Consider the following 15815-nt stretch of genomic DNA (forward strand, 5'->3'; position numbering starts at 1 on the left):
TTCAGTTCTGTTCGTCGTCTTTTTCGTTTGAAGGTCCAAGATCGCGCTGCACCTCCGGTGACCGCAGGAGTGCGTCGATCTTCTGGTAATTGTCGAAACTCGTATCGTCGCGGAAACGCAGTTCCGGCATGTATTTCATTTGCCGCAGCTGGGGGCCCAGACGTCCGCGCATGAATTTGGCGTGGCGGTTGAGGGCGCTGATGATGTCGGTGTGATCCGCAACGCCAAGCGGCGTCACGTAAGCGGTCGCGATCTTGAGATCGGGCGACATACGCACTTCCGAGATGGAAATGACGGTGCTTTCGATCAGGTCGTCACGGACTTCACCGCGCTGGAGAATCTGGGTCAGTGCGGCGCGCACCTGTTCGCCGACACGCAGCATGCGTTGCGAAGGGGCCGATGATGTTGCTTTTGCCATTGGTAATGCCTCAAACGGAGCGAGCGCCGGTTAAGCCGGCGCCCGACAGAAAAATCCTGTTTTGCGGCGAGACGCTTAGAGCGTTCTCGTGATGTGCTCGACGCGGAAGCACTCGATGGTGTCGCCGGCGCGGATATCTTCGTAGTTTTCGAATGCCATACCGCACTCCTGACCAACGGGCACTTCGTTGACTTCGTCCTTGAAGCGCTTGAGGGTCTTGAGCTTGCCTTCGTGGATAACGACGTTGTCGCGCACCAGACGCACACCCGCACCACGTTCCACCTTGCCCTCGACGACGCGGCAACCCGCGACCTTGCCGACCTTGGTGATGTTGAACACCTCGAGAATTTCGGCATTGCCGAGGAAGGTCTCGCGACGTTCCGGCGAAAGCAGACCCGACATCGCCGCCTTCACGTCATCCACCAGATCGTAGATGATGTTGTAGTAGCGGATTTCGATACCGGCGCGTTCGGACGCCGTACGTGCCTGCGCGTTGGCGCGAACGTTGAAGCCGATGATCGCGGCGTTCGATGCCTCGGCAAGCGAGATATCCGATTCCGTGATGGCACCAGCACCAGAGTGAACGACCCGAGCGCGGACTTCGTCTGTGCCGAGCTTGTCGAGCGAAGCGATAATGGCTTCGACCGAACCCTGCACGTCTGCCTTGATGACCAGCGGGAATTCCTTCAATCCCGAAGTCTGCAACTGGCTCATCATCTGTTCCAGCGAGCCGCGCTGACCGGTCTGGCGGGCGACAGCCTTGTCGCGTGCCAGACGCTGGCGGTATTCGGAAATCTCGCGGGCGCGGCTTTCGTTTTCGACAACCGCAAAACGGTCACCGGCCGACGGCGTGCCGGAAAGGCCGAGGATTTCGACCGGCATGGCCGGACCGGCTTCCTTGACGTGTTCGCCCTTGTCGTTGACGAGCGCGCGCACACGGCCCCACTGGTCACCGGCAACGATGATCTGGCCGGGCTTCAGCGTACCCTTCTGCACGAGAACGGTGGCGACGGCGCCGCGTCCACGGTCCAGCTCGGCTTCGATGACCGTGCCTTCTGCGGTGCGGCTTGGATCTGCCTTGAGATCGAGGATTTCCGCCTGAAGCAGGATCGCTTCGAGCAGCTTGTCGAGATTGAGCTTGTTCTTGGCCGACACTTCGACGTCAAGAACTTCACCACCCATGGATTCCACGAAAACTTCGTGCTGCAGCAGCTGCTGGCGAACCTTTTCAGGGTTTGCCTCGTGCTTGTCGATCTTGTTGATCGCAACGACGATCGGAACACCGGCAGCCTTGGCGTGATTGATGGATTCGATCGTCTGCGGCATCACGCTGTCGTCTGCGGCCACAACCAGCACGGCGATGTCGGTTGCCTGCGCACCACGGGCACGCATGGCCGTGAAGGCGGCGTGGCCGGGGGTGTCGATGAAGGTGATTTTCTGGCCGTTCTTTTCGACCTGATAGGCACCGATATGCTGGGTGATGCCACCGGCTTCGCCAGCAACAACATTTGCCTGACGGATGGCGTCGAGCAGCGAGGTCTTGCCGTGGTCGACGTGACCCATGATGGTGACCACCGGCGGACGGGAAACCATCTCGCCTGCGTCGTCAGCCTGATTGAAGATGCCTTCTTCAACGTCGGATTCAGACACGCGCTTGACGGTGTGGCCGAATTCGACCGCGATCAGTTCGGCCAGATCGGCGTCGATCACGTCGCCCGGCTTCATCATCTGGCCTTCCTTCATCAGAAACTTGATGACGTCGACAGCGCGTTCGGACATGCGCTGCGACAGTTCCTGAATGGTGATGGTCTCAGGCAGGATCACTTCGCGCATGACCTTTTCGCGGGTTTCCTGCATCTGGCTGCGGCGGAATTTTTCCTGGCGGCGGCGCATGGATGCCATGGAGCGGCCACGCGGCGTGCCGTCTTCATCCAGATTGGACGAGGTAACGGTCAGCTTGCCGCGACGGCGTTCTTCTTCCGTCTTCAGGCGGGCGGCGGGCTTGGCCGGAACCGGAGCCGCGACCTTGCCGCGAGCCGGAAGGCTGCTGCCGCGGCGCGCACCACGATCGTCCTCATCGTCACCACCGGTACGACGTCCGCGCGGAGCGACGGTTTCAGGCGTGGCAGGAGCAGAACGGGGAGCGGCGGCTGCAGGCTGAGGACGGGCGTCGGCTCGGGGCGCAGGTGCTGCGGCCGCAGCCGGCGTTTCATCGGCCGGTTCGGATTTTGCTTCAGTGGCAGGCTGGCTTGCAGCCGCCTTTGCAGCCGCAGCCTCTTCGACGGCGCGGCGCGCCGCCTCTTCCTTTTCGGCTGCGATGCGCTGTTCTTCCTCGACCTTGCGGCGCGCTTCATCTTCCGCGCGCTGCTTGGCTTCCACCACGTCACGAGCCTGCGCTTCCATCAGCGCGCGGCGACGGGCTTCCATCTCGCCTGCTGAGAGATCGTGCAGAACATTGCCGCGCGGCCGGTCAGGCTGGCGCTGCTGGGGTGCGGACGAGCCTGGACGCTGCTGCGACTGGGAAGAACCCGGACGCTGCTGCTGGCCGCCTGGCTGGTGAATACGCTGCTGGGGAGCCTGCGGACGCGGTGCCGAAGGGGCAGGGGCTGCTACCACCGGCCTTGGTGCTGCCGCAACAGGCTGAACCGGCTTCTCGTCTTCAGGACGCAGGGGGCGGCGCTTGCGTGTTTCCACGACAACCGCGTTTGTGCGACCTCGACCCATGTCCTGCCGCACGGTGCCCTGATTCATCCCGCCCGGTTTCAGGGTAAGAGTCTTCTTGGCCGGCGCATTGAGTGTCTTGTCGTCGTTGTTGTCGGTCATTCCGTTCCCGTTCCTTCGGACGAGAACCGGATGACGTTCATCAGGTCTCGTCGTTCAATTGCTGCATCGGAACGCGGCGACCGTTCATGTCGGGCAACCGCGTCATTGTTCTGTCCGGGCAGCGTCGCGTTCCGCCTGAGATCGACCGCCAAGGCGGTACTGCTCAAGCATCGTTGCGCGCTTCACTACACCTTCACCCGCCTGCCCTGCAAGCGCGCAGGCATGGATAAAAGCATTCTGGCCCATCAACTCGTCCATTTCGGCTCCGCTGAAGAGCCGGAAGGACGGAATTTCATTGCCGGCATCACTGCCGAGCGTCCAGGCCTTGCGGGCCTGGTCAAGTTTTCTCACGCCGTCGGCCGCAGCATCGGTCGCATGGAACACGGCAATCGCGTTCCCGGACCGGACGGCGGCATCGACCTTCGTCGCACCGCTGATGAACTGGCCCGCCTTGCGCGCCATGTTCATCATTCCGGCAAGCTGCTGCGCCATCAGCCGGTCGAGAAGAGCGAGAAGCTCGGGCCCGGCCTTGACGTCGCGTTTGAGCGCCCGTGCGAAGAGCTTCTTCGCGATGGCTTTCTCGATCAGGGCGCGCTCGGGTGTTACCCAGCAACCGCGCCCCGGCAATTGGCGTTTCAGATCCGGCACGACGCTGCCGTCCGGGCCTGCGACGAAGCGGATCAGCTCATCCGGCGATCCGCTTTGCCGTGTCACAATGCACATACGTCCATTGACGTCGCCTTTGAGCCGCCCGTCGTCATCCGTCTCGGGCAGCTCGTCCGGCTCATGCGCCTGCGATATCATTCCTGTTCGGCGGTATCCGCCTCCTCGGCAGCTTCCACCTCGGCTTCCTCTTCGGAAGCGAGTTCTTCGGCGGTGATCCAGCCTGCCAGAAGGCGGGCCTGCACGACCATGTTTTCGGCTTCGACGCGGGAAACGTCGAGCTTGGAGAAGATGCCTTCGAACTTCTTCGTCTCGCCGTCCTTGCGCTCGCTCCAGCCAACCAGGTCGTCTGCGGCACAGCCGGCAAAGTCCTCGATGGTCTTGATGCCGTCTTCACCCAGCGCAACCATCATCTGCGAGGTCAGGCCGTCGATCTGGCGTAACTCGTCGGAAACGCCGAGTTCCTTGCGCTTGGCGTCCATTTCGGCTTCCAGGCGCTCCAGATATTCGCGGGCGCGGGTCTGGATTTCATCGGCGGTGTCTTCGTCGAAGCCATCGATCGACGAAATTTCGTCGAGATCGACATAGGCCAGTTCTTCAACCTGCGCGAAGCCTTCCGAAGCCAGAACCTGACCGACCATTTCGTCGACATCCAGCGCTTCCATGAAGAGGGCCGTACGCTCGTTGAATTCCTTCTGACGGCGCTCGGATTCTTCCTGCTCGGTCATGATGTCGATATCCCAGCCGGTCAGCTGCGATGCCAGACGCACGTTCTGGCCACGGCGGCCGATGGCGAGCGACAGCTGCTCATCCGGAACAACCACTTCGATGCGCTCGGACTCTTCATCCAGAACGACCTTGGCGACTTCCGCCGGCTGCAGGGCGTTGACGATGAAGGATGCCGGCTCCTGGCTCCACGGAATGATGTCGATCTTTTCGCCCTGGAGTTCGCCGACAACGGCCTGGACGCGCGAACCGCGCATACCAACGCAGGCGCCGACCGGATCGATGGACGAGTCGTTCGAGATGACGGCGATCTTGGCGCGCGAACCGGGGTCGCGGGCAACCGACTTGATCTGGATGATACCGTCGTAGATCTCCGGAACTTCCATGGTGAAGAGCTTCACCATGAACTGCGGATGGGTACGCGACAGGAAAATCTGCGGGCCGCGCTGTTCGCGGCGAACGTCGTAGACGTAAGCGCGCACGCGGTCGCCGTAACGCATGTTTTCCCGCGGAATCATCTCGTCACGACGGATGATGCCTTCGCCACGGCCGAGATCGACGATGACGTTGCCGTATTCGACGCGCTTGACGGTGCCGTTGACGATTTCGCCGATACGGTCCTTGAATTCGTCATACTGGCGGTCACGCTCTGCTTCGCGCACCTTCTGCACGATGACCTGCTTGGCGGACTGGGCGGCGATACGGCCGAAATCCATCGGCGGCAGCGGATCGGCAATGAAGTCGCCGAGCTTGGCGTCCGGGTTGCGGTCGCGGGCCAGTTCGAGCGGGATCTGGGTCGAATAGTCCTCAGCCGCTTCGACCACTTCCAGAAGACGCTGCAGGCGGATTTCGCCGGTCTTGGAGTTGATGTCGGCGCGGATGTTGGTTTCCGAACCATAGCGCGAGCGGGCGGCTTTCTGGATAGCGTCAGCCATTGCGGCAAGCACGATTTCGCGGTCGATGACCTTTTCGCGCGCCACAGCATCGGCGATCTGCAGAAGCTCAAGCCGGTTAGCACTCACTGCCATTTTTCTATCTCCGTAAGTCGCATAATTGCGTTGATCGCCCTTATTTCCGGGCTTTACGTTGGAATTAGTCTTCGTCTGCTTCGTTTTCGTCGTTCTGGTTTGCGGCGGCGGCCTTGGCCGCCTTGTCTGCCCGCAGCGCATCACGAATAAGGTCGTCCGTCAGAATGAGCTTCGCATCGGAAAGCGCGCTGAACGGAATGATGACTGTCGGCTCTTCGCCATAGGCGATCTGGTCGCGTTCCAGCTTGAAGCCGTCAGCATTAACCTCGACGATCTTGCCGCGAAACCGCTTGCGGTTCTCGACCAGAATGGAGGTTTCGACCTTCACCAGATGACCCTGCCAGCGGGTGAAATCCGATTTGCGAACCATCGGCCGGTCGATGCCGGGCGAGGAAACTTCGAGATGATACGCTTTATCGACCGGATCTTCCACATCAAGAACCGGTGAAATCGCCATCGAAATTGCTTCGCAGTCCTGAACTGTCATGGTTCCGTCTTCGCGCTCGGCCATCACCTGCAGCGTCATGCCGTTCTGGTTGGAGAGCCGCACGCGCACCAGAAGATAGCCCATGCCCGTCAGAACAGGTTCGATGATCTCGGCAATGCGCTGGTCGATGCCTGTTTCGGTAATCAGTCGCGGTTCTTGTGCGGTCTCTGCCATCTGGCCTTCCGGTCTTTGATTTTCACCGGGCTTTCTGCCCGTGGTTTCCGGTTCGCCTAACGAAAAAGAGCGGAGCCTTGCGGCCCCACTCTTCATCAAGCGATCAAGAATTTCAGGGGTCATATAGACCCATCGGGGCAGGATTGCAAGGTTTTAGCGGGCTCCTCCGCTTCGGTCGCCGCCTTCGCCACATTTTCACCCTTACCTTGTCGGAAAGGCTGGCATGATTACCGGCACTGTCTATAGTTGCCGTTTGACAAATCGCAGTTGCATCAAGTGGACAGAGCGTGCCTGACCGTAAATCGCCACTCGCGCCTTTAAGGCATTTGACTTACAGACGAATCTGGATCGCGAGCCTTGCCTCGAATTTCGGAGGACTGATCCAGGCGGTGGGCGCCGCATGGATGATGACGTCGCTCTCAAGTTCGGAAAACATGATCGCGCTGGTGCAGGCCTCCACCTCTTTGCCGATCATGCTGTTCTCGCTGATTTCAGGGGCGCTGGCCGATAGTTTCGACCGACGCCGCATCATGATTTCGGCGCAGCTGCTGATGCTGACGGCCTCCGTGCTGCTGACGGTTTTTGCCTGGTCCGGCTGGCTCACGCCCTGGCTTCTGCTCTTCTTCACCTTCATGATCGGCTGCGGCACGGCGCTCAACAATCCGTCCTGGCAGGCATCGGTCGGCGAAATGGTGCCGCGCGAGGATTTGCCCGCCGCCGTGACACTGAACAGCGTCGGTTTCAACATCACCCGCAGCGTCGGCCCGGCCATAGGTGGTATCATCGTCGCCGCCGCCGGTGCGGCCGCGGCGTTTTTCGTGAATGCGCTGAGCTATTTCACCCTTATTTACGCCCTGTTTCGCTGGCAGCCGCCCAAATATGCCTCGACATTGCCGCGAGAGCAGCTTCTCGCCGCCATCTCGGCCGGCATGCGTTATGTTGCGATGTCGCCCAATATCGGCAAGGTGCTGGTGCGTGGTTTCCTCTTCGGCCTTTCCGCCAGCGCCATCCTCGCCCTGATGCCCATCGTCGCCCGCGATCTCGTCGAGGGCGGTCCGCTGACCTACGGCGTCATGCTCGGCGCATTTGGCGTCGGCGCGATAGCCGGCGCGCTGGTCAGTGCGAGACTGCGTGAGGTCCTGTCCAGCGAATGGATCGTGCGCGTCGCCTTTTTAGGCTTCGCTTTCAGCTCCGGCGTGACGGCCGTGAGCACGAGCGCGATCATCACCTCGCTTGTCCTGACGGTTGCCGGCGCCTGCTGGGTTCTGGCGCTGTCGCTCTTCAACACCATCGTCCAGCTTTCCACGCCGCGCTGGGTGGTTGGCAGGGCGCTCTCGCTTTACCAGACGTTGACCTTCGGCGGCATTGCGGTGGGCAGCTGGCTGTGGGGTGAACTCGCGGAAGATTACGGCATTTCCTATTCGCTGCTCTGTTCATGTGCGCTGATGCTGCTCGGCGTCGTCGTCGGCCTCAAGCTCGCCATGCCGGCCTTCGCTTCGCTTAATCTCGATCCGCTCAACCGTTTCGTGGAACCGCCGCTGAGACTGGACATCAAGCCGCGCAGCGGCCCCATCGCCATTCTCATCGATTATGAAATCCATGACGAGGACCTCGGCGAATTCCTGCCGCTGATGGCCGAGCGCCGCCGAATCCGTCTGCGTGATGGCGCGCGCAACTGGAACCTGATGCGTGACCTGGAAAACCCCGACATCTGGACCGAAAGTTACCATGTGCCGACATGGGTGGAATATGTCCGCCATAACCACCGCCGCACCCAGGCGGATGCGGAGGCCTGGGACCGGCTGCTCGAGCTTCACCGGGGCAAGACGCGGCCGCGGGTGCACCGGATGATCGAGCGGCAGACCATCCCGCCGACCGACGATATCTTTCACAAGCCCCATACCGACCAGCATTGAGAGGCTGGGAGATGCAGAAACGGGCCCGGTAAAAGGCTATTGGGTCCTTGCCAGAACCCTCGACGTCATCCTCGGGCTTGTCCCGAGGATCCAACCACGTATCGTTAAATCAATCGGTTGCAGATGCTCGGGACAAGCCCGAGCATGACGACGGAGAGGTTTTCCGACGTCGCCCGTAACGTGCTATTTCAGCTTAGCCTTCAGGCTTGCATCTGGAAAACACGTCGGTGAGAGCCCGTTCTTGGCCTGCCAGTCGCCGAGCGAGCGGCGCGTCTTGAAGCCTGCCAGCCCGTCGGCCTTACCGACATCATAACCCTTGGCAACCAGCGCCTTTTGCATGGCTAGAACGTCGGAGCGCAACATCGACCCGACATTGCCCCATTCACCCTTGAACGGGCCTGCCCCATGGGCGATGCGGTCGGCGAGATTGCCGATGAAGAGCGCGTAGAGATCGGAATTATTATATTCCTTGATGACGTAAAAATTCGGCGTCACCACGAATTCCGGCCCGTGCCGTCCGGCCGGCACCAGCATCATGCCGTCGGCGGATAGGTCATTGGCCGGAAAGGCTTTTCCGGAAATGCGGGTAATGCCCATCTTCGCCCAGTCGGCCACCGGGCGGGCAAGATCAGGTCCTTCCTGCGCGCAGGAGACATTGGCAGGGATCGAGACTTCAAAACCCCAGTCGCGATTGCGCTGCCAGCCGCGCTGGGAAAGATAGTTCGCTATGGATGCCAGCGCATCCGGCACGGAGTTCCAGATATCGCGGTGGCCGTCGCCATCGAAATCCACGGCATATTTGAGATAGCTCGACGGCATGAATTGCGGCTGGCCGAGGGCGCCGGCCCAGGAACCCATCATGCGCGAGGCCGCGATATCGCCACTTTCGACGATCTTCAGCGCATCGATCAGCTCGGCGCGGAACATCTCCTTGCGGGTCGACATATAGGCTTTTGTAGCGAGTACATCGACCACCGAATGCGGCAGTTTTGCCCGGCCGAAACCGGATTCTCGGCCCCAGATCGCAACGACGATATCACCCGGCACACCGTATTTCACCTCGATCCTGCGCAGCGTCGCCGCATGGGTGGCTGCTAGCGAACGGCCGGTGCTGGCGAGCCCCTGCAGCCGCTTTTCGGAGAAATAGGCGCCGGGTGATGAAAATTCCGCCTGGCTCTGGCTCTGCTCCTTCGGTGGCTTCTGGCCGGGAATGACGAGATCGGGCAGGTTCCAGCTGATGGAGAGACCGCGAAGCGTGGCTTCAAGCGTCTTTTGCGAAATGCCGGCCTTGCGGGCCTCCGGCCAGATTTCCTTTTTCAGCCAGGCATTAAATTCAGCGTCATATCGGGCTGCCGCTGCTCCTGTCGGTGCCGACTGCGCTAGAGCTGTCGTTGCTGAAAAAACGGAAAGAAGTGCAGCCAGTGCCTTCGGGGCAAAATGGTTTCGCATTCGGTCTCCTCTTTGAATGACGGGGAGGGATGGCTTCAGATCGTCGTGCGCGCCCGAAGCGCCGCCGTCAATGTGCCCTCATCGAGATAATCGAGCTCACCGCCCACCGGCACGCCATGCGCAAGCCGGGTGATCTTGATGTCGAGACCGGAAAGGCGGTCGGTGATGTAGTGGGCGGTCGCCTGACCCTCCACCGTCGCGTTGACGGCGATGATAAGCTCGCGGATGCCGCCGGCGCTGACACGGTCGATCAGGCCCTTGATATTCAGGTCCTCCGGTCCGACGCCGTCGAGCGGCGACAATGTACCGCCAAGCACGTGATAGGCGGTGTTCATCGCGCCCGTCCGCTCAAGCGCCCAGAGATCCGACACGTCTTCCACCACGATGATGACCGACTGGTCGCGCCGGTCGTCAGTGCAGACGGTGCAGGGATCGATCGTATCGACATTGCCGCAGCAGGAGCAGATCTTCACCTTGTCATAGGCCTCGCCCATGGCATGACCCAGCGGTCCGAGAAGCTGTTCCTTCTTCTTGATGAGATGCAACGCTGCCCGCCGCGCCGAGCGGGGCCCAAGCCCCGGCACTTTTGCCAGAAGCTGGATCAGTTTTTCAATTTCGGGACCGGTGACTCGTTTTGCCATGAGCGCTTTCTACTGCATAAATCGGGAAACGGGAATCATGAAGCTTGAAGGATAGTCCATGAAAATACGGGCGGTGTGCCGGGGCGAGGCAAAGAACCTGCCGGGAAAGACGACGAAGACGGGCATCTTCAAACATCCCGTGAACGGGCCGGTCATGGTGGATGCAGAGGGTATTGTCAGCGATGCCGTCTGCAATCGCAAACATCACGGCGGGCCGGATCAGGCAATTTACGTGATGGGCTCCGTCGATCTCGACTTCTGGTCCCGCACCTTCGGTTTTGTGGTCGAACCCGGATTTTTCGGCGAAAACCTCGTGCTTGATGGTGTCGACAGCGCGAAACTCCATGTGGGTGACAGGTTCTCGGCCAGCGGAGTTCTGTTGGAGGTGACCGCCGCCCGCATCCCCTGCGCCACCCTGTCGGCCCGGATCGGCGATCCCGGTTTCGCACCGCGCTTCCGGCAGGCAGGCCATCCGGGTTTTTATTGCCGGGTGTTGAAGGGTGGAATGCTCGCTGCCGGGGAGGAGGTCGCCTTTGAAGCCTATCAGGGAACGAAGCTGCCGATACCGACTATTCTGCAGCGCTTCCGCCCGATGCAGCTCGGCGCAGCCGAACGCAGGGCCTATCTCGAAACGCCGCTCGCAAGCCGGTTCCGCGCGATGCTGGAAGCCTGAATTCTGCCTTGAGACAGGGAGGGCGACCACTCCATGTGTGTCGCCATCCTCTTCAGGCTGATTATATCAGAATGGGAATTTCATGCCGGGCGGCAGCGGCAGACCCGCGGTCAGGCCGGCCATCTTTTCCTGCGCCTGCGCTTCGCCCTTTTCCTTGGCGTCCTTGTGGGCAGCCACGATCAGATCTTCGAGGATTTCCACCTCGTCTTCCTTGAAGAGCGAAGGATCGATTTTCAGGCCGCGCATTTCGCCCTTGCCGTTGAGAATGACGGTCACCAGACCGCCGCCGGCCCTGCCTTCGACTTCAAGGGCGGCGATTTCTTCCTGCACCTTTTCCATCTTGGACTGCATTTCCTTGACCTTGCCCATCATGCCCATGATGTCACGCATGTGCCAATCTCCTGTTCTTTTTGTTTAAAACTCGATGTCGTCGCCGGGAAGGATGTCGCCTTCGCTCGATTCGGCAACCGATGGCGGTGCGATATCCTCCGACTCATCCTGTGCGGCGGCGCGGATGCGCACGTCGGTGATTTTTGCACCGGGAAACTGCGCCAGAATGGCGGCAACGTCAGGATCCTGACGCGCATCGACAAGGCGGGCATCCCGGGCATTGCCTTCAGCTTCGACGAGGGTCGGTTCCCCCTGTTCCTTGCTGAGGCTTATGATCCAGTGGATACCGGTCCATTCCTTGAGCTTGACGCCAAGCTCGCCGGGCAGAGAGCCGGGCGCGCCTTCGCCGAGGCGCATATCAAGCCGGCCGGGCTCCAGCCGCACCAGCCGCACAAAGTTGCGCACCTTCGCCCGCATGACGGGATCGCGGTTCTTCTGGCAGAGATCGGCAATATCCTGCACCGAATTGACGGGAACCTTCGGCTCCGGCCGCTCTTCGGTCTTGGGCGCCACGACCTGCATCTCCTGCGGGCGGCTGTCTGGAACGGCGCGCAGCACGGCGGAGGTCTGCGGCGTCGTCTGGCGCTGGGCGGGAAGATCGACAGGTCTTCCTGCGGCCACGGCCTGTGCTGACGAATAGGCGCGCGCACCGCCGCCATTGCCCCCGCCCGAAGGTCCGCCATTGGCGTAACCGCCGCCGTCGCCGCTCGAGAGCTCGAGCAGGCGCCGCGCGGCATCTTCCGGTGCGGGCAGATTGGCGGCGTGCGAAAGCCGGATCAGCACCATTTCGGCAGCACCGGCAGGCCGCGAGGCGTTTTCCGTTTCCGGAATGCCCTTCAGCAGCATCTGCCAGATGCGCGACAGTGCGGTTACCGCAATTGTCTCGGCAAATTCCGCGCCGCGCACGCGCTCGATCTCGGAAAGCGAGGGGTCTTCCGCCGCGTCCGGCACATATTTCATGCGGGTGACGAGATGGGTGAAATCGGCAAGGTCGTTCAGCACCACGACAGGGTTCGCGCCCGCCTCATATTGCCCGTTGAATTCCGAAAGAGCGGCCGCGACATCGCCTTTGACGACGTGCTGGAAGAGATCGACGATGCGTGCACGGTCGGCAAGGCCGAGCATGCCGCGCACCGCTTCGGCCTCCACCCGGCCGCCGCCATGGGCAATCGCCTGGTCGAGCAGGGAAAGGCCGTCACGGGCGGAACCCTCTGCCGCGCGGGCGATCATCGACAGCGCCTGCGGATCGGCCTCGAAACCTTCCTTGCCGGCAATGGCGGTGAACAGGCCGACGAGATCAGCGGCGCTGATGCGGCGCAGGTCGAAGCGCTGGCAGCGCGAGAGAACGGTGATCGGAACCTTGCGGATTTCGGTCGTCGCGAAGATGAATTTCACATGTTCCGGCGGCTCTTCCAACGTCTTCAGAAGACCGTTGAAAGCCTGTGTCGACAGCATGTGCACTTCGTCGATGATATAGACTTTATAGCGCGCCGAGACCGGGCGATAGCGCACCTGCTCGATGATCTCGCGAATATCGTCGATGCCGGTATGGGAGGCGGCGTCCATCTCGATCACGTCGACGTGCCGGCCTTCCATGATCGCCTGGCAATGTTCGCCGGGAATGCGAAGGTCGATGGTCGGCTTGTCGATGGTATCGGTCTTGTAATTCAGCGCGCGGGCGAGAATGCGGGCCGTGGTCGTTTTGCCCACGCCGCGAACGCCGGTCAGCATATAGGCCTGCGCGATACGTCCGGTCTCAAACGCGTTTGTCAGCGTACGGACCATCGGCTCCTGGCCGACCATCAGATCGGAAAAATCTTTCGGGCGATATTTGCGTGCCAGTACCCGGTAGCCGGTCCCGACCTGGGATTCGCTTGTTGTGGTGGGTACGGTATCGCTCATTGCCTCGCCAGTTTGTTTTGCCAGTTGTCTTGGGGCGCTGAACTGGCCCGGCGAAAGCTGAGCACGTCTTTTTAAAAAAAAAGGTGGGAGGCTGGCACGGCGACCCGTGCCTGGCTCGTTAGGGCTGCTTCCTTCCGGACCTGACCCGGTTGGCGAGTGGCTCGTCCACCACCAACCTCCCGGGGCCACATATCGGCAATATCGGCAGCAAATGCAAGCCAAGCCTTCAAAAAACTGCTATCACGATGAAAACAAACATGGAGGACACCTTGGAGACATTCCGGCTGGACGAGAGACTGGCGCGCGACAGCGTGCTTGTGACGCGTTTGGGACTATGTGAACTGCGTTTGCAAAACGACAGTCGCTGGCCCTGGCTGGTGCTGGTGCCGCAGCGAGATGGCGTCAGCGAATTGTTCGATCTCACCCCGCTTGATCAGGCTGTGCTGACATTCGAGACCAATCTCGTCGCGTCTGCCTTGAAGGAGATCACGGGGGCCACCAAGATAAATGTCGGTGCTTTGGGCAATATCGTCCGGCAATTGCATGTCCATATTATCGCCCGCAATGAAGGCGACACGTGCTGGCCCGGTCCCATCTGGGGGCACGGAACGGCGGTGCCCTATGCCGCAGGCGAAAAGGAAACTTTGATGAAAAAAATCTCCGGCGCGCTCTGATGATTTCCATGAAAATTTTTGAAACCACTGCCCCCCATCCTGAAGCAAGCCTGCTGACGGCCTTTTCCAAAAATGCTCTCGACCGTTTCGCCGAAAAGCGGACGGAGGAGTGCGTGGCCGATGCGTTGAAAGTCGATGGCACCCATATTTTTGCCTTCTCGGGCAACCGGCTGGTCCTGAAACATGACGAGCAGGTCATCGATCCCCTGTTTTCCGCCTATGAACTGGCCGAGTTACGGCCGGATTTCGACAATGCCGTGCTGCTCGGATATCGCGAGACCGGCGAGCCGAGAATTGCGGTGCCGGTCGCGGTTGCCGAGGACCAGCTGGCGAGCCACTACAAGTTGGCCGATGCCCGCACGCTTTATCGCGATAATCTTCTCGACGAGGAACTGCTGAGCGAGGTTGCGCAGGCCGTCAGCCTGACGCACTGGAATGGTGACAATCGCTTTTGTGGGAAGTGCGGCGGAACCATGGAGCCGCGAATCGGCGGCTACAAGCGCATCTGCGCCGCCTGCAACCACACTATTTTCCCGCGCACCGATCCTGTGGTCATCATGATGACCATCGATATCGAGCGTGATCTCTGCCTTCTTGGCCGCGGCGCGCATTTTGCACCGGGCATGTATTCCTGCCTTGCCGGCTTCGTGGAGCCGGGTGAGACCATCGAACAGGCCGTCCGCCGCGAAACGCATGAGGAATCCGGCGTCGAAATCGGTCGTGTGCGCTATCACGCTTCCCAGCCCTGGCCGATGCCGCATACGCTGATGATAGGTTGTTATGCCGAGGCGCTCTCTTTTGAGATCGCGCGTGACGAGATCGAGCTTGAGGATTGCCGCTGGTTCACGCGGGAAGAGGTAGCAAAGATGCTGGAGGCCCCGACGGGTGAAGGTTTTTCCGCCCCGCCAATGGGAGCCATCGCGCATCGGCTGATGCGCGACTGGGTGGAATGGCTAAAGTAATAAGCTGCGGCAGGCTCAGCTCTGGTTGAGCTTGCCGCGCATCGCATGGCCCTTGTAGACGCCGAGGATGCGGACTTTTTCCGAGAAGAAACGCAGTTCGTCCAGCGCATGCCGCACCAGCTCGTCATCGGGGTGGCCTTCAATATCGGCATAAAACTGCGTCGCCACGAATTTGCCGCCGAGCTGGTAGCTTTCGAGCTTCGTCATATTGATGCCGTTGGTCGCAAAACCGCCCATGGCCTTGTAAAGTGCTGCCGGAATGTTGCGGACGTTGAAAACGAAGGTCGTGACGACGATTTCATCGCTCGACTGGCGCCTGGCCCAGTTTTCATCTCGAGAAAGCACCACGAAGCGTGTGACGTTGTTTTCCGAATCCTCGACATTTTCAGCGAGAATATCGAGACCGTAGAGGCTGGCGGCAAGACGTGGCGCAAGGGCCGCCATGCTGCGGTCGCCCTTTTCGGAAACGAGCCTTGCGGAGCCTGCCGTATCGCCGGCGATGACGGGCTTCCAGCCGTTGGAACGGATGATCTTGCGGCATTGGCCAAGCGCGTGGATGTGGCTGTGGACGGTGCGAATCTCATCCTTCTTCACGCCGGGCATCACCATCAGCTGGAAGCGGATCGGCATGAAATATTCGCCGATGATGTGCAGGCGCGATTCCGGCAGCAGGTGATGAATATCCGCAACGCGGCCGGCCAGTGTGTTTTCAATAGGGATCATGCCGAGATCAGCTTCGCCGTTTTCAATGGCGTTGAAGGCGTCCTCGAAGGTCGGGCAGGGCAAAGGCTCCATATCCGGGAACATGTCGCGGCAGGCCATGTCGGAATTCGCGCCGAATTCGCCCTGGAAGGCAATACGATTTGTGCTCAAGGTCATGGGACTGTCC

At 60.7% G+C, this 15815-nt stretch carries 14 protein-coding genes and 1 other RNA gene; 4 read left to right on the forward strand and 11 right to left on the reverse strand.

Annotated elements, in window-relative coordinates:
* Nucleotide 1 precedes the first annotated feature (1 nt).
* The 5 genes from rbfA to rimP all read right to left on the reverse strand — a co-directional run bounded on the left by rbfA (nt 2) and on the right by rimP (nt 6319).
* Nucleotides 2-418 carry a 30S ribosome-binding factor RbfA gene (gene rbfA, locus WDZ78_RS13440; RefSeq protein ID WP_035241339.1) on the reverse strand — a complete coding sequence of 139 codons (417 nt, stop codon included), beginning with the start codon at nt 416-418 and terminating at the stop codon, nt 2-4.
* A gap of 75 nt (nt 419-493) precedes the next feature.
* Nucleotides 494-3241, reverse strand: coding sequence for a translation initiation factor IF-2 (gene infB, locus WDZ78_RS13445; RefSeq protein WP_425673307.1), 2748 nt, complete (start codon nt 3239-3241; stop codon nt 494-496).
* A 102-nt stretch (nt 3242-3343) separates the two neighbouring features.
* On the reverse strand, nt 3344-4045 hold the full coding sequence (locus tag WDZ78_RS13450) for an RNA-binding protein (RefSeq protein WP_425673308.1): 702 nt from the start codon (nt 4043-4045) through the stop codon (nt 3344-3346).
* The gene (nusA, locus tag WDZ78_RS13455) at nt 4042-5658 is read right to left on the reverse strand and encodes a transcription termination factor NusA (RefSeq protein ID WP_020011282.1); all 1617 of its coding nucleotides are present in this window, start codon (nt 5656-5658) and stop codon (nt 4042-4044) included. Before nusA ends, WDZ78_RS13450 begins: the two co-directional genes overlap by 4 nt.
* Nucleotides 5659-5722: 64 nt before the next feature.
* The gene (rimP, locus tag WDZ78_RS13460; protein ID WP_111791706.1) at nt 5723-6319 is read right to left on the reverse strand and encodes a ribosome maturation factor RimP; all 597 of its coding nucleotides are present in this window, start codon (nt 6317-6319) and stop codon (nt 5723-5725) included.
* A 287-nt stretch (nt 6320-6606) separates the two neighbouring features.
* On the opposite strand from rimP, the gene WDZ78_RS13465 reads away from it, so the two are divergent.
* Nucleotides 6607-8235, forward strand: a complete 1629-nt coding sequence (locus WDZ78_RS13465; protein ID WP_187772631.1) for an MFS transporter — start codon at nt 6607-6609, stop codon at nt 8233-8235.
* Nucleotides 8236-8418: 183 nt separating this feature from the next.
* Here WDZ78_RS13465 and WDZ78_RS13470 read toward each other — a convergent pair whose 3' ends face one another.
* Nucleotides 8419-9684 carry a lytic murein transglycosylase gene (locus WDZ78_RS13470; RefSeq protein WP_425673309.1) on the reverse strand — a complete coding sequence of 422 codons (1266 nt, stop codon included), beginning with the start codon at nt 9682-9684 and terminating at the stop codon, nt 8419-8421.
* A 35-nt stretch (nt 9685-9719) separates the two neighbouring features.
* A complete protein-coding gene (gene recR / locus WDZ78_RS13475) occupies nt 9720-10325 on the reverse strand; it encodes a recombination mediator RecR (protein WP_003524309.1) in 606 nt (201 codons plus the stop codon).
* A 58-nt stretch (nt 10326-10383) separates the two neighbouring features.
* On the opposite strand from recR, the gene WDZ78_RS13480 reads away from it, so the two are divergent.
* Nucleotides 10384-10998: an MOSC domain-containing protein gene (locus WDZ78_RS13480; RefSeq protein WP_425673310.1), complete on the forward strand. Its 615-nt coding sequence runs from the start codon at nt 10384-10386 to the stop codon at nt 10996-10998.
* 66 nt (nt 10999-11064) lie between these two features.
* Here WDZ78_RS13480 and WDZ78_RS13485 read toward each other — a convergent pair whose 3' ends face one another.
* The 3 genes from WDZ78_RS13485 to ffs form a co-directional block, all read right to left on the reverse strand.
* Nucleotides 11065-11388 carry a YbaB/EbfC family nucleoid-associated protein gene (locus WDZ78_RS13485; RefSeq protein WP_003507179.1) on the reverse strand — a complete coding sequence of 108 codons (324 nt, stop codon included), beginning with the start codon at nt 11386-11388 and terminating at the stop codon, nt 11065-11067.
* A gap of 24 nt (nt 11389-11412) precedes the next feature.
* A complete protein-coding gene (locus WDZ78_RS13490) occupies nt 11413-13290 on the reverse strand; it encodes a DNA polymerase III subunit gamma/tau (RefSeq protein WP_425673311.1) in 1878 nt (625 codons plus the stop codon).
* 83 nt (nt 13291-13373) lie between these two features.
* Nucleotides 13374-13470: signal recognition particle sRNA small type (gene ffs, locus WDZ78_RS13495), an RNA gene on the reverse strand.
* 65 nt (nt 13471-13535) lie between these two features.
* Between ffs and WDZ78_RS13500 the strand changes: the two genes are divergently transcribed.
* Nucleotides 13536-13964 (forward strand): HIT domain-containing protein, encoded by a 429-nt coding sequence (locus WDZ78_RS13500; protein WP_020011275.1) that lies wholly within the window; start codon nt 13536-13538, stop codon nt 13962-13964.
* The gene (gene nudC / locus WDZ78_RS13505) at nt 13964-14926 is read left to right on the forward strand and encodes an NAD(+) diphosphatase (protein ID WP_425673312.1); all 963 of its coding nucleotides are present in this window, start codon (nt 13964-13966) and stop codon (nt 14924-14926) included. The genes WDZ78_RS13500 and nudC overlap by 1 nt, the downstream gene beginning before the upstream one ends.
* A 15-nt stretch (nt 14927-14941) precedes the next feature.
* Here nudC and WDZ78_RS13510 read toward each other — a convergent pair whose 3' ends face one another.
* Nucleotides 14942-15805 carry a prephenate dehydratase gene (locus WDZ78_RS13510; RefSeq protein ID WP_425673313.1) on the reverse strand — a complete coding sequence of 288 codons (864 nt, stop codon included), beginning with the start codon at nt 15803-15805 and terminating at the stop codon, nt 14942-14944.
* Nucleotides 15806-15815: the final 10 nt, after the last annotated feature.

The organism is Agrobacterium sp. M50-1 (assembly GCF_049843495.1).
Lineage (GTDB): Bacteria > Pseudomonadota > Alphaproteobacteria > Rhizobiales > Rhizobiaceae > Agrobacterium > Agrobacterium radiobacter.

Coding starts and splice junctions, on each gene's coding strand:
- rbfA (WP_035241339.1), bottom strand. CDS start 418: ATGGCAAAAGCAACATCATCGGCCCCTTCGCAACGCATGCTGCGTGTC.
- WDZ78_RS13500 (WP_020011275.1), top strand. CDS start 13,536: ATGAAAACAAACATGGAGGACACCTTGGAGACATTCCGGCTGGACGAG.
- rimP (WP_111791706.1), bottom strand. CDS start 6,319: ATGGCAGAGACCGCACAAGAACCGCGACTGATTACCGAAACAGGCATC.
- WDZ78_RS13510 (WP_425673313.1), bottom strand. CDS start 15,805: ATGACCTTGAGCACAAATCGTATTGCCTTCCAGGGCGAATTCGGCGCG.
- WDZ78_RS13490 (WP_425673311.1), bottom strand. CDS start 13,290: ATGAGCGATACCGTACCCACCACAACAAGCGAATCCCAGGTCGGGACC.
- WDZ78_RS13485 (WP_003507179.1), bottom strand. CDS start 11,388: ATGCGTGACATCATGGGCATGATGGGCAAGGTCAAGGAAATGCAGTCC.
- WDZ78_RS13470 (WP_425673309.1), bottom strand. CDS start 9,684: ATGCGAAACCATTTTGCCCCGAAGGCACTGGCTGCACTTCTTTCCGTT.
- WDZ78_RS13480 (WP_425673310.1), top strand. CDS start 10,384: ATGAAAATACGGGCGGTGTGCCGGGGCGAGGCAAAGAACCTGCCGGGA.
- infB (WP_425673307.1), bottom strand. CDS start 3,241: ATGACCGACAACAACGACGACAAGACACTCAATGCGCCGGCCAAGAAG.
- WDZ78_RS13450 (WP_425673308.1), bottom strand. CDS start 4,045: ATGATATCGCAGGCGCATGAGCCGGACGAGCTGCCCGAGACGGATGAC.
- nusA (WP_020011282.1), bottom strand. CDS start 5,658: ATGGCAGTGAGTGCTAACCGGCTTGAGCTTCTGCAGATCGCCGATGCT.
- recR (WP_003524309.1), bottom strand. CDS start 10,325: ATGGCAAAACGAGTCACCGGTCCCGAAATTGAAAAACTGATCCAGCTT.
- nudC (WP_425673312.1), top strand. CDS start 13,964: ATGATTTCCATGAAAATTTTTGAAACCACTGCCCCCCATCCTGAAGCA.